This window comes from Streptomyces sp. NPDC111507, from assembly GCF_055638955.1.
The window spans coordinates 299,161-312,173 of record NZ_JBVKBU010000003.1 but is presented as its reverse complement, the minus strand read 5'-3'; the positions used below and the strand labels follow the sequence as shown (position 1 = coordinate 312,173).

The 13,013-nt window shown below is 68.4% G+C and carries 11 protein-coding genes, 1 tRNA gene and 1 pseudogene; 8 read left to right on the top strand and 5 right to left on the bottom strand.

Annotated elements, in window-relative coordinates; all coding sequences use genetic code 11:
• The first annotated feature begins 88 nt into the window (after positions 1 to 88).
• From sucC to ACZ7M2_RS14090, 3 genes are all read left to right on the top strand, one after another.
• Positions 89 to 1,219 (top strand): ADP-forming succinate--CoA ligase subunit beta, encoded by a 1,131-nt coding sequence (gene sucC / locus ACZ7M2_RS14100; protein WP_471595451.1) that lies wholly within the window; start codon positions 89 to 91, stop codon positions 1,217 to 1,219.
• 14 nt (positions 1,220 to 1,233) lie between these two features.
• Positions 1,234 to 2,133 (top strand): succinate--CoA ligase subunit alpha, encoded by a 900-nt coding sequence (gene sucD / locus ACZ7M2_RS14095; protein WP_471595450.1) that lies wholly within the window; start codon positions 1,234 to 1,236, stop codon positions 2,131 to 2,133.
• Between the two features lie 239 nt (positions 2,134 to 2,372).
• Positions 2,373 to 3,926 carry an aldehyde dehydrogenase family protein gene (locus ACZ7M2_RS14090; protein ID WP_471595449.1) on the top strand — a complete coding sequence of 518 codons (1,554 nt, stop codon included), beginning with the start codon at positions 2,373 to 2,375 and terminating at the stop codon, positions 3,924 to 3,926.
• A gap of 23 nt (positions 3,927 to 3,949) precedes the next feature.
• On the opposite strand, the gene ACZ7M2_RS14085 is transcribed toward ACZ7M2_RS14090, so the two are convergent.
• Complete coding sequence (locus ACZ7M2_RS14085) at positions 3,950 to 4,885, bottom strand: LLM class flavin-dependent oxidoreductase (protein WP_471595448.1); 936 nt, start codon at positions 4,883 to 4,885, stop codon at positions 3,950 to 3,952.
• Positions 4,886 to 4,985: 100 nt separating this feature from the next.
• Here ACZ7M2_RS14085 and ACZ7M2_RS14080 point away from each other — a divergent pair, with 100 nt between their 5' ends.
• Entirely contained in the window at positions 4,986 to 5,435 is a 450-nt protein-coding gene (locus ACZ7M2_RS14080; protein WP_471595447.1) for a MarR family winged helix-turn-helix transcriptional regulator, read from the top strand.
• A 208-nt stretch (positions 5,436 to 5,643) separates the two neighbouring features.
• Positions 5,644 to 5,728 (top strand) — tRNA-Leu (locus ACZ7M2_RS14075).
• Between the two features lie 246 nt (positions 5,729 to 5,974).
• Here the strand turns inward: ACZ7M2_RS14075 and ACZ7M2_RS14070 are convergent.
• Positions 5,975 to 7,876: a hypothetical protein gene (locus tag ACZ7M2_RS14070; protein ID WP_471595446.1), complete on the bottom strand. Its 1,902-nt coding sequence runs from the start codon at positions 7,874 to 7,876 to the stop codon at positions 5,975 to 5,977.
• Complete coding sequence (locus ACZ7M2_RS14065) at positions 7,873 to 8,874, bottom strand: hypothetical protein (RefSeq protein WP_471595445.1); 1,002 nt, start codon at positions 8,872 to 8,874, stop codon at positions 7,873 to 7,875. Before ACZ7M2_RS14065 ends, ACZ7M2_RS14070 begins: the two co-directional genes overlap by 4 nt.
• A 21-nt stretch (positions 8,875 to 8,895) precedes the next feature.
• Between ACZ7M2_RS14065 and ACZ7M2_RS14060 the strand changes: the two genes are divergently transcribed.
• Positions 8,896 to 9,216 (top strand): helix-turn-helix domain-containing protein, encoded by a 321-nt coding sequence (locus tag ACZ7M2_RS14060; protein ID WP_471595444.1) that lies wholly within the window; start codon positions 8,896 to 8,898, stop codon positions 9,214 to 9,216.
• Between the two features lie 210 nt (positions 9,217 to 9,426).
• Here ACZ7M2_RS14060 and ACZ7M2_RS14055 read toward each other — a convergent pair whose 3' ends face one another.
• A complete protein-coding gene (locus ACZ7M2_RS14055; protein ID WP_403357270.1) occupies positions 9,427 to 9,945 on the bottom strand; it encodes a hypothetical protein in 519 nt (172 codons plus the stop codon).
• Between the two features lie 279 nt (positions 9,946 to 10,224).
• On the opposite strand from ACZ7M2_RS14055, the gene ACZ7M2_RS14050 reads away from it, so the two are divergent.
• A complete protein-coding gene (locus ACZ7M2_RS14050) occupies positions 10,225 to 10,992 on the top strand; it encodes an IclR family transcriptional regulator (protein WP_471595443.1) in 768 nt (255 codons plus the stop codon).
• Positions 10,993 to 11,585: 593 nt separating this feature from the next.
• Here ACZ7M2_RS14050 and ACZ7M2_RS14045 read toward each other — a convergent pair.
• A pseudogene (locus tag ACZ7M2_RS14045) lies at positions 11,586 to 11,828 on the bottom strand (IS701 family transposase); the annotation flags it as partial.
• 230 nt (positions 11,829 to 12,058) lie between these two features.
• Here ACZ7M2_RS14045 and ACZ7M2_RS14040 point away from each other — a divergent pair.
• Complete coding sequence (locus ACZ7M2_RS14040; protein WP_471595442.1) at positions 12,059 to 13,003, top strand: serine/threonine-protein kinase; 945 nt, start codon at positions 12,059 to 12,061, stop codon at positions 13,001 to 13,003.
• Positions 13,004 to 13,013: the final 10 nt, after the last annotated feature.

Genomic DNA, 13,013 nt, shown 5'->3' with positions numbered 1-13,013 from the left:
AGTCGACGAATACTGTATGAAGCTTGTTATCCCGCATCCGGTGGGTGGTGTCCAGGGGGCGTGCGGCACTTTCAGTCAGGAGCCGGTGATGGACCTGTACGAGCACCAGGCAAGGGAACTCTTCGAGGAACACGGCATCTTGGTGCCGAGGGCCGAGGTCACGGACTCGCCCAAGGAGGCACGCGCGATCGCCCGCCGGCTCGGCGGCCGAGTCGTCGTGAAAGCCCAGGTGAAGACCGGTGGACGCGGCAAGGCGGGCGGCGTCAAACTCGCCGCCGACCCGGCCGCCGCCGAGCTAACAGCACGTCAGATTCTCGGTATGGACATCAAGGGCCACACGGTCGGCACGGTGATGCTGGCCCAACCGGTCGACATCGAGAGCGAGTTCTACGTCGGATACGTCCTCGACCGCGCCGCCGGACGCTTCCTCGCGATCGCGTCGGCCGAGGGCGGCATGGACATCGAGGAGGTGGCCGCGAGCCGCCCGGAGGCAGTGGCGCGTGTTCCCGTCGACCCGGCCGTGGGCGTCACCTCGGCGAAGGCGACCGAGATCGCCGAGACCGCGGGGCTGCCCCCGGAGACCGTCGACGTTCTCGTACGCCTCTGGGAGGTGCTGACCCGCGAGGACGCCGTGCTCGTCGAGGTGAACCCCCTCGTACGCACCGCCCGGGGACAGATCCTCGCCCTGGACGGCAAGATCACCCTCGACGACAACGCCCGCTTCCGCCAGGCACGTTGGGGTGATCAGGAGGCCGCGCACGACGACCCCCTGGAGGCGGCGGCCGCGGCCAAGGGCCTCAACTACGTCAAACTGGACGGCGAGGTCGGCATCATCGGCAACGGCGCGGGCCTCGTCATGTCGACGCTCGACGTGGTCGCGGGCTGCGGCGCCCGCCCGGCGAACTTCCTCGACATCGGCGGCGGGGCCTCCGCACAGATCATGGCCGACGGCCTCTCCGTGATCCTCTCCGACCCGGCCGTGAAATCGGTCTTCGTCAACGTCTTCGGCGGCATCACGGCCTGCGACGCGGTCGCCGACGGCATCGTGCGGGCGCTGGAGACCGTGCGGTTGACCAAACCCCTCGTGGTCCGCCTCGACGGCAACAACGCCGTCCGTGGCCGCGCCATCCTCGACGGCCGCGCGCACCCCCTGGTCCAGCAGGCCACCACCATGGACGACGCCGCACACCGCGCGGCCCGGCTCGCCACCACCGGCTGAAGGAGGAACAGGACATGGCCATCTTTCTCACCAAGGAGAGCAAGGTTCTCGTCCAGGGCATGACCGGCGGCGAGGGCATGAAGCACACCCGGCGGATGCTCGCCGCCGGCACGGACGTCGTTGGCGGGGTCAACCCGCGCAAGGCGGGCCGGACCGTCGACTTCGACGACCGTGCGGTGCCCGTCTTCGGCTCGGTGCGCGAGGGGATGGCGGCGACCGGCGCCGACGTCACCGTAGTGTTCGTACCGCCCGCGTTCGCCAAGGCCGCGGTGACCGAGGCCGCCGACGCGGGCATCGGGCTCGCCGTCGTCATCACCGAGGGCATCCCCATCCACGACTCCGTCGCCTTCCACGCGTACGCCGCCACGCAGGGCACCCGCGTCATCGGCCCCAACTGCCCGGGCCTGATCACTCCGGGGCAGTCGAACGCGGGCATCATCCCCGCCGACATCACCAAGCCGGGGCGCATCGGCCTGGTGTCCAAGTCGGGCACGCTGACCTACCAACTCATGTACGAACTCCGCGACATCGGCTTCTCGACATGCGTGGGCATCGGCGGCGACCCCGTGGTCGGCACCACCCACATCGACTGCCTGGCCGCCTTCCAGGACGACCCGGACACCGAACTCGTCGTCCTCATCGGCGAGATCGGCGGCGACGCCGAGGAGCGGGCCGCCGCGTACGTCCGCGACCACGTCACCAAGCCCGTCGTCGCCTACATCGCCGGCTTCACCGCGCCCGAGGGCAGGACGATGGGCCACGCGGGCGCGATCGTCTCCGGCTCGGCAGGCACCGCACGGGCCAAGAAGGAGGCCCTCGAGGCGGCCGGAGTACGGGTGGGCGGCACGCCGACCGAGACGGCCCGGCTGGTGCTGACCCGCTTGGAGTCGGAGCGTGTCGCCGCGCAGGGGTGAGATGAGACGTCACTCATAGTTGATGTGAGGTGACTGTCACGAGCGGAGCCTCCTCAGTACCTTCCTCCCTACGTAGGCGACCACCCTGCGCGTACGAACCCTTCCCTCCGTGCGGACGCGACCACCGTCCTCCTCCGCACGGATGCGACCACTCCTCGTCCGGGCCCGTGCACCATGCAGCTCGGCAGGAGCCAGGCACCTCCCGCCCCCGACTGTGCACCGAGAGCGGAGACATCCGAATGGCATCCACCCTCAACACCCCCCTCGTCCTGAAGTCCGGTACGTCCTGGGCCGACGCCTGGCAGCGCTGCCTCGCCGTCGCCCCCGAGGCGTTCCAGGAGGACCGCGTCCTCAATCTCTGGGACGCCTCCTGGCGGGCGGACGGCCGGGCACTGCCCGCCACCAGCCCGGTCGACGGAAGCCCCATCGCGGGCCCGCCCCGGCTGAACGCCGCAACCGCCCACCAGGCCGTACGGGCCTCACTCGACCAGCACCGGGCCTGGCGCCATGTCCCGCTCGCCGAACGACGGGCGCGCGTCGCGGCCACCCTCGACGCCCTGACCGAGCACCGCGAGCTGCTCGCCCTCCTCCTCGTCTGGGAGATCGGCAAGCCCTGGCGACTCGCGCAGGCCGACGTGGACCGGGCGATCGACGGCGTGCGCTGGTACGTCGACGGCATCGAGCCCATGGTGGACGGCCGGACTCCGCTCGAGGGGCCGGTGTCCAACATCGCGAGCTGGAACTACCCGATGAGCGTGCTCGTTCACGCAATGCTGGTACAGGCATTGGCAGGGAACGCGGTCATCGCCAAGACCCCGACCGACGGCGGCGTCGCCTGCCTCACCCTGGCCGGCGCGCTCGCCGCACGCGAAGGGATTCCCGTCACCCTCGTCAGCGGCAGCGGAGGCGAGCTGTCGGAGGCGCTGGTCCGCGCGCCCGAGATCGGCTGCGTCTCCTTCGTCGGCGGCCGTGACACGGGCGCAGCGGTGGCCACCGCCGTCGCCGACCTGGGCAAGCGGCATGTACTCGAACAGGAAGGACTCAACACCTGGGGCATCTGGAACCACACGGACTGGGACGCACTGACGGCCGTCATCCCCAAGCTCTTCGACTACGGCAAACAGCGCTGCACCGCCTACCCGCGCTTCGTCGTCCAGCGCTCGCTGTTCGACGAGTTCCTCGCCGCCTACCTCCCCGCCGTCCGCACCCTGCGGGTCGGTCACCCACTGGCCGTCGAGCACCCCGACGACGCCTACCCCGCGCTGGACTTCGGGCCCGTCATCAACGCGGCCAAGGCGAAGGAGCTGCACGACCAGGTGGCCGAGGCCATCGACCGCGGCGCCGTCCCGCTGCACCGCGGCAAACTGACCGACGCACGCTTCCTGCCCGGCCAGGACACGGCGGCGTACGTCCAGCCGGTCACGCTCCTGAACCCGCCGCCTTCCTCACCGCTGCACCACGCAGAGCCCTTCGGCCCGGTCGACACCATCGTCCTGGTCGACACCGAGGCGGAGCTGCTCGCCGCGATGAACGCGTCGAACGGCGCGCTCGTCGCCACGCTGTCCACGGACGACGAGGCGACGTACGCCCGACTGGCCCCGCAGATCCGCGCGTTCAAGGTCGGCCGCGGCAAGCCCCGCTCCCGCGGCGACCGCGACGAGCTCTTCGGCGGCCTCGGCGCGTCCTGGCGCGGTGCCTTCGTCGGCGGCGAGCTGCTCGTGCGCGCCGTCACACAGGGGCCGGCGGGGGAGCGGCTGCCGGGCAACTTCCCCGAGTACCAGCTCGTTCCGTGAGGTGAGGGCGGGCGGTACCCGCCTCAGGGCGCCGCCTGCTCTCTCGGACCCCTGCGGACTCCCGCGATGATCTCGTCCACCAGCCAGCGGGCGACACCTGGTGGGTAGGGCTGGGGCAGACTGAGCACGACATGGTTCACGCCGATGCCGAAGAGGTCGGCGACGGTGGCGCGGGTGGCGGCGGGATCGTCGTACGAGACGACCACTTGTACGGAACGGGTGATCTCGTGCGGATCCCGTCCGATGTCCGCACAGTGCGCGTCCAGCACCCGACCGCGCTCGGCGACGAACCCGACGTTGTTGTGCGGCGGTCCGGGGATGTTCCAGATGTCGGCCTGCTCGGCGACGAGCCGCAGCAGTCGAGTTCCCCAGCCGCCGATCAGCAGGGGTGGCCCGGGCCGCTGCACCGGCTTGGGCCCGTTCCGCGTGCCTCGCAACCGGTAGTAACGCCCCTCGAAGTCGAAGGGGCCGTCCTGCGTCCACATCCGGCGCAGGATCTCGACCGTCTCGCCGAGCCGGGCGACCCCCTCGCCCGGCGGGACGAGGGAGATCCCGTACGCCTCGTACTCCGCGATGGCCGGATTCTCGCCGGCGATCCCGCCCGTGCCGGGCGGCTGGTGGGTGCCGCCGACACCGATGCCCATGACCAGCCGACCGCCGGAGATCACGTCCACGGTCGAGGCCATCTTCCCGAGGACGGCGGGCGGCCGGATGCGGTTGCTGGTGACGAGGAGCCCGAGCCGCAGCCGCTCGGTCTGCGCGGCCAGGGCGCTGAGCAGCGTCCAACCCTCATGGATCTGGCCGTCCTTGGGGCCGCGGAGCGGAAGCAGATGGTCCCAGAGCCAGGCGTCCTCGATCTCGGGCAGGGCGTCGGCCTCCTGCCAGACGCGGCGGCTGTCGTCGTAGGAGACGTGCATGGGGGTGGTCTTGATACCGAAGCGCACGCGTTGATCGCTCATATCGCTCAGCGTAGACAATCATCAGCGATACTGACAATCAGCTTTGGGTACAGTTCTCGGCATGACCGGTGAGCGCCCTTCCGTACCTCCCGTACCTTCCATGCGTCATGTCCCTCCCGTGCCCCTTGAGTCCCGGCTCGGCTATCTGCTCAAGCACGCCCAGCAGCGGCTGGCGCGGGCGTCCGTGCAGGCGCTGGCGCCGTTCGGGATCGACGGCCACGAGCTGGCGGTGCTGGCGGTGCTCGTCGCCGAGTACCCGTTGTCGCAGGTCGAGGTGGCCGGACGGCTCGGCGTCGACCGCACCACGATGGTCGCGCTCATCGACGGCCTGGAGGATCAGGGGCTGGTCGAGCGGCGCCGCAGTCCTCAGGACCGGCGCAAGAACATCGTGGAGCTGACGCCCGCGGGCCGGGACTGCCTCGACCGGGCCGAGGGTGCGCGGCTCGCGATGGAGCGGCGCTTTCTCGAGCCGCTGGACGAGGAGGAGGCGGCCGCGCTCGTGCGGGCCCTGCGGATCCTGGTCGTGGAGGAGCGTCGGAACGCGGAGTGAGGGCGCGGGTCCGGGACGGTTCAGCTCTCAGCTCTGCTCACCCTCGGTGATCGCTGCGGCGCCCACGGTAAGTCGCCGGATGCCCCCTCGTTCAGCCTCGCGCAGGTGCTCCCACGGCCCGGATATGCAGGTGAAAGGCACTCCGAAACCTTGGTATTGTTGTCCATGTCGCCGCGGGGAACACCCCCGGTCAGGCGGCAGACACCTAGTCCGGGTGGCGGAATGGCAGACGCGCTAGCTTGAGGTGCTAGTGCCCTTTATCGGGCGTGGGGGTTCAAGTCCCCCCTCGGACACAACCAGGGACGTTCACGAGATCGTCCCGAAGCGTTCACGAATTACCGGTCGAGTCATGTGACTCACCGGTTTTTCGTCGTTCCGGAGGCCTTCGGGTCGCGTGATCGGCTCGGTGAGGGGGTGGGGCGGTGGCGGTCCAGGTACTGCGCCTCCCACCTGCGGAAACAGGACATGCCTGCGCGACGGCTGATAGCCGTGGCGCAGGCATGTGGGGTTTTCAGGGGGCGGGGCGCGGCGGAGGTGTGTCACTCGCGTGGCGGAGGCTCGACCTGCTCGGTCGAAAGCGGTCGCGCCCGGGGTGTATCGGAGGGCACACCGAGTGGGGTTGCGACGCTCTGCGTGCTGGCTTTGCGGGGCTGGATGCCTTGGTCGCGGAGGAACCGTCGGATGGCTCTGAGGTTCGCCACGAAGATGATGACGGCATTGAGCAGGGTCTGTGCGACGCGTCCGTGCGGCAGGCGGAGCTGGGGATTGTCGATGCTGTCGAGGGCGGACTTCTTGAGGTTGCCGTTGCCGCCCTCGTTCTGACTGCGCAGACCGGACCAAGCTTCCTGCCACAGAGGGGTGAACAGGGGGTATTTCTGCCGCCACTTGGCCAACACGGTGCCTGGGACGGTGATGCTCTTCCCCCTGCAGATGTCGGGGTAGATGCGGGTGTCCCGCTTGGGCTTGGGGATAGTGGGCAGGGCTGCCGGGGCACGGACAGTGGGGGCGTCGAGGTCGACGACGGTGGACGGGCGTGGCTGGGGCCGGCGGTAGCAGGTGACCGTGGCGTGCGACCCGAGGGCGGGGCACTGCCGACGCTGGTCCCCTGCGGGCCCGTACTCCTTGACCTTGGTCTGGTAGTCCTTCCGGGACTGGATCAAGTTGAGTGCGTAGGCGCGGTCCTCGTCCGTGCGGCTGTCGATGTATGTGGCGCCCGCAGTGATGAGCGGGGTGGGCATCAGCGGGCAGTAGAACTCGCCGCCAATCAGCTGCATGCCGCGGAACTCCCCCTGCCGGTCGACCTTGTCGTCGTTGTAGTGCTTCACCGCGTTGAGGCCGAGTTTGAGCAGCTGCAGGTGGAGGTTGTGAGGCTTGGCCTGGGTGATGCCCCGGTCGGCGCAGAACAGGTCTTTGACCAGGCCTCGTTCGAACGCCGGCTGGATGGCGCGCAGGGCGGCCGGGCCGGGTTCGGTGCCCGGGGTGTGAAGGATCATGCCGAGGCAGACCGCCGGGTAGGCGCCAGCGAGGTCGCCATGGCCATGGCCCGGGAACGCGGCCATCATGGCGTAGCGGAACTCTCTCTTGTCCCGCGCCTTGGCCTCATTCGCCTGTGCCGGCTGGGTCTTGCGAGTACCTGGCTTGTTCGCCGCGCCGCGCCGGGTGCCAGTGTTCGTGGAGGCCGCAGCTTTGTCGCCGGGCCCCGACTTCTTCTGCGTTCCTCCCTTCACGTACATCCCGGCGGTGATCTCAAGCGAGGCCCGGTCCTGGTGGTAGTCCGGCTCTTTGCCCCAGACCGGAACCGGAGTGTCGTCGACCGCGATGTGGCCAGGCCATCGAGCGAAGTCGCCGCGCCGGTAGGAAGCCATCACCGGAGCGAGAATCAGATCCTGGGCGATGGCCTCCAGATTGCGCACGGTGTCCTGGTTGGCGCGGGCATTCCACTTCCGTCGGATCTTCTTGGCCTCGCTGAGCGACAGCCGCTTGCGGCGGTCGTGTGGTGCCGGGTCGAGGCGCCGGGTCATCGAGGCCCAGGACCGGTAGACACGCTTCGACGTTGCGTACTGGTGGTGCGCGACGCGGTCGATCTCTTCTCGGGTCGCGCCCTCGGGGATGTGCAGGTCGACGTCGGGGACGTCAAGGAGGGCTTTGGACCCTGGAGACAGTGCGAAGAAGAGTGTCTCCCACGCATCGTCGATGTTCGCGCTCTTGCCCATGTACTGCGACAGGATCAGGCCGATGAGCACGGTGCGGAACGGGAAGCCCTTCGGGCCTGGCCGGTGCTCGTTGGAGGGAAGGCGTTCCAGTACTCCGCTGTGGCGCACGAGGTCGAAGACCTGGTTCACAACGCGGTCGTTGAGAGTACGGCCGGGGGCCTGCGGTGCAGGGCGTAGGGCGAGGCCGGTGCGCCGGCAGGGTTTGTTCTCCGGGTTCTTCCTGCTCACGCCGCTCCCCGCAACAGATCGGATGCCTCTGCTTCGGGTACGTCGTGGAGGAAGACGAGGTAGCGCGAGAGGCTGTGCAGCGTCGCGAGCCCCGACGCTTTGAGGATCACCTTCAGCGGAATGCCCGCGTTCAGCAGATCGACGATCCAGGTCGTGCGCAGCCGCTGGGTCTGCAGCACCGCACCGTCGCAACGGCCGATGATCCGTGGGTACTTGGCCAGCCAATCCGATGCGATGTGCTTGCTGGTGCGGTCCTGCCAGTCCGGCCGGAACACGTACGCGTCTGCCGGGATGTCTGCAGCCTCCGCCAGGAGCAGTTCCTCGTAGGCGTAACGGCACACGACGGTGCGCGGCCGACGCCCGTGAACCTTGACCAGTGCCCGCCCGGTGGGGCCCGCGTGGATGTCCCGTCCCTGAACGTACACAAGATCCTCGACGGCGAGGCCGCACCCGACACCGAGGCAGAAGAGCAGACAGGCATTGCGCCGCTGGGCCGCGGTGGGCAGGCTCTGCGCCCAGATCAGCCAGTGGGCGACTTCCGCCTGCGGGTAGGGAGTCACCGGGGTCGCGGCCGCCTTCAGCCGGATCTGCGGATGCTGTCCGAGCTGATCCAGCAGGAGCGCTTCGGAAGCCCGGCGCAGCTGGCTACTGCAGGTCCGCCTGCTGTTGGCGGCCATGTCGCGGCAGCCGACGAGGATGAACCGTTCGACGGCGCTCTGGTCAAGGATCACCGAGGGTTCGAGCGGGAGGCCTTGAGCCTCGACCCAGGCGACCAGTCGCGCGAGCGGCGTCATGATCACATCTGGGCCGTAGGGCCCGGCCGCAACGGCCAGGAATCCCAGCGAGCGGACAACCGGCGCGATGCGGCGCCACTGGGCAGGCGGCACCGTCTCCGGTTTCGGCGAGTACGCCAGCAGACGATTCGACACAGCGACCTCCAGGCGCAAGGCCCATGACATGTGGCCGGTTAACCGGCCGCTGCTGTCAGTGTCGATCATGATCTGAAGGAGCGCATCTTTATGACCGGAGGCCGAGCGCGCACGGCGCCGCCACGGAATTACGCCGTCGACCCGGACGAGTGGCCGGATGCCCGGATCGTCGGGGAGCCCGCCGCCGCGGTGGTCCAGACGATTGCCCGCCGCCTCGCCGCCGCCCTGAGGGAGCGACCGGGTCTCTCGCTGCGCGCACTGGCTACCCAGAGCGACGTCGGCAGACAGACCATCGGTGATCTGCTGGCGGGAGCCAGCTGGCCGGATGTCCTGACGATCTGCCGACTGGAGCGCGCTCTGGGCCTGGCGCTCTGGCCCGGAGCGAATACGACTCAATGTGCCCATGACTGATCCTCAATTGCCTGTTTGGGGTCAGTCGTGCACGGTCCATCGCATGACGGCGCAGATTCTCTCTAGCGCTACTGTCGGCGGCGCTAGAGTGAACGTGCACGACGGACCGGAACCTTGGTAGGAGAAGCGTCCGTTCGTGCGTTTTGGCGGCCTCCCTCGACCGATAATCGAGGGAGGCCTGCTTGTTGGGTTAGATCGTTCTCAGGTGGATCAAGCAACTCGGGACAGCACGGCCCGGAACATCCCTGGTGCTACGTTTTCCACCTCACCAAGTTGTTTCATGCGGTTGAGGGTTTTCCCCACGGACGAGCGGACCGTCGCGTCCGCTCCCGGGCGTACGGCCGCCGCGATATCGGTGATCGACATCGCCTCTTGGGTGGCGCACAGGAGCGTGAGGATCGCATCACGCATGCTTCCGTTGCGCGGCGGCCCCAGGGTCTGAGTACCAGAGCTCGGACGCGCCTCTTCTGTCGACGGATCCTCGTCGGCGACAGAATCTTCGGACGGTACCTCCCCGGAGGGCTGGGCGGTTACCGTGTCCTCCTCGGTGGCCGGCTCATCTTCGTGAACATCGGCGGATTCGACTTCCTGGCGCATCATCGCGAGCACCGCCTCGAGTGTGGCCAGCTCGCCGCGCAGTGAGTTGATCAGTTCCTCCACGGCGTGTCGGGCCAGGCCGACATAGACACCTTTGCTCGACGCAGGCGCGCCTGTCCGGTATCCCGCCATGGTGAGCTCCTCAAGGAAGGCCGCTGCCAGTGTAGGGACGGCACACTGTGGCACGCACAGAGTTCCCGTGAGGTGACACCAAACGGTCAGCAGCGCACCCAAGTGCGGTAAGTCCAGTTGGAGTTATCGCAGAAATCGACCTCCCTTGGCGAGAAGTGACTCGTCGGAATTCCGCGAAGCCGTGCTTGATCCGTGAGTCGTGGCGCCGCAGAAATCTGACGGTGTGGATTCTGTCGAAGCTCCCGGTCCATGGGAGCTTGTGGGCGCTACGGTTCCTTCATGGTGGATGTCAATCATCTGTCGGCGACCGAGGCCTTGGCGTCGGTGACGAAGGCTCTGGATGTTCTTGTCCTGGCTCATGACCGGGGAGAAATCGGTGTCATGGAGACTGCCCGGGAACTGGGCATGTCTCGCTCCACCGTGCACCGCATCCTGGTCACCCTGACGCACACGGGCTTCCTGCGTCACGATCGGGGGCAGCGCGGATACTCACTGGGGCCGCAACTCGTACGCATGGGCCTGGACGCCATCGCCCAACTGGACGTCCGGAGGCAGGCCCGCCGACCCCTTGAAGAATTGTCCGAGAAGCTGCAGGAGACGGTGTGCCTGTATAGCTTGGACGCCGCTGTCGTCCGGCTGCTTGACGGAGTCGAGTGCCGGCAGGTTCTGCGCGTCAGCGTTCCGCTTGGCCAGTCTCTTCCCGCGCATGTTACAGCGGCGGGCAAGGCCCTTCTTGCGCTCCGCAACCCGGTACAGGTACGCGCAACTCTTCCGGCCGCACTCGCCGCAACGGCGGCAGCGAGCATCACCGAGTGGCCGCTGCTTGAGGTAGAGCTAGAGGAAATCAGAGTCCGGGGATGGGCGGCAGACCTCGAAGAAAGCGCACACGACTTGCACAGTGTAGGGGTGGCCGTCCGGAACCGCATCGGGGAGCCACTCGCCGCGATCTCCGTGCACGCACCCGCCGTACGCCTGCGAGAACAGCATATGCCCGCAGTCGCCATGGCTCTGCAGGAGACCGCCACCGCAATCGCCAGGGCGGTGTGAGCGATCAAGGCCCCAACGTGATCCGCCCGTCCGGGATCCACCCCTCCAGGTATCCCGTCAACAGCGCATCTACATCGGGCAGATCACAGTAAGCGCACAACTCCGGCCACTGGTCCGGTCCCGCCCAGCGTACTGGCCTCCTCCCGGGCAGACGCTTCGGCGGGCCGCCGGCCACCATGAGGCGAAAGATGAACACGTGCGCCTCTCGACGGCTCTGGCCGACGGGCACAGGAACTTGAGCCCAACGGCACCCCTCAATGGTGCCCCCGCGCGTCGGCATCGCGCCGACCACGTTGCGGAGTACTCGCATCGCCGCATCACGGTAGGGCCCCGCAGCCCGGGCGGATCCTGAGGGAAGCCCCCATCGAGCCGGGCATCCGGGAGATTCGTCAGGTACCAGCGCGAGTGTCCGCTCCGAGCTCAGCACCGCGACGAACACCACCCGACGCATCCTGGGAGTCGGCACGGTAGGGCGCCCACCGCTCTTGGTGGCGTTCAGGAACTCAGACACGTGCCGATCCTGACATGTGGCCGCTTAACCGGCCAGTTTTACCCCGTGCCGACGAGGGTCTTATCGCGGAGATGAGCTGGCGGTCCTCATCCCGCCAGGCCAGGAGGCGGGCGGCGTCCACGGGCGTGTGGGCGTCGGGGCCGTAGGCCCAGGTGCCGTGCCGGGGCTTGAGAGCCATCACGAACGGCAGGCCGACGGCGTGCAGGCTTGAGTGGAAGCTGTCCTGGTCGCCGTAGACGGCCACCGCGCGGAAGACCAGCCCGGCCGCCTTGGCCCGGGTGGCCGCGATCTGCAGTTTGGTGCGAAAGCCAAGGTCACCCTTGCCAAGCGTCTTGTTGCGATGGCGGGGCAGGAGCAGCCCGGCAGCCTGCCGCCTCGCCTTGGGCTACCTGGCGTCACGTTCGTGGGGTCCGTGCGGGATTCCGTGGCCCCTGAGGGTTTTCCGGTGTGCGTACGAGGCTGGTTGACTTGTTCCGTGCGGGCTGTCGACGGCGGGCCTCCGACCAGGCAGTCCGTGCACTGACATACCGCTCTGGCTCATCGAAGGAAGAGAACGTGGAGCAGTTCGCCGCAGGCAAGGTTCTGCGCAGCAGGTACCGGCTGGACCGGATTCTGGGCAGAGGGGCGATGGGGCACGTCTGGCAGGGGACGGACACATATCTGGAGCGCCCAGTCGCGGTCAAGACCGTCGCCGCAGATCTTCTGGCCCTGCCCGACTGGCGCCGTACCGCCCTGGCGCGCTTCGAGAGGGAGGCCAAGGCCGCCGCTCGTCTGGACCACCCCAACATCACCACCGTCTACGACGCGGCCGTCACCGAGGAGGTCTGCTGCCTGGTGATGCAGCTCGTCGACGGGACGACCCTCGACAACGTCATCGATGGTGCCGACGGCGGGCGCCTGCCCTTGCCCGCCGCGGTCTCCGTGGCCGCGCAACTGTGCTCAGGGCTGTCCGCCGCGCACGCGGCCGACCTGGTGCACCGCGACCTCAAGCCTCAGAACGTCATGGTCCGCACCAGCGGTCTGGTGAAGATCCTCGACTTCGGTCTCGTGAAGGTTCTCTCGAACACCGACCCGCAGCTCACCATGACGGGCGAAACGCTCGGCAACGTGTCCTATGCCTCGCCCGAACTCCTGTCCGGCGAAGGGCCGTTGGACGGCCGCAGCGACCTGTACGCGGTGGGGTGCCTGCTGCACCACATGCTCACCGGTCACCCTCTCTTCTCCAGCGAGGGCATCGCCGAGTTGGTGACTCAGCACCTCACCGCGTCTCCTCCCCGGTTGGCCGACTGCGGTGTCGATGCCCCGGCCGCGCTTCAGGAGCTGGTGCACGCACTGCTCGCCAAGCGTCCCGAGGATCGTCCCTGCGGTGCGGTGGAGGTGTACGCGGCACTCGCCCCGTACCTGCCGGCCCCTGATCCGGCCCTCGCGGCCCGGAGGATGCGGCCAGAGGATCCCCGGCGGCCGTTCCTCGTGCCCCAAGGGCCGATCGTGCCGCGTTAGCGGAACCTCA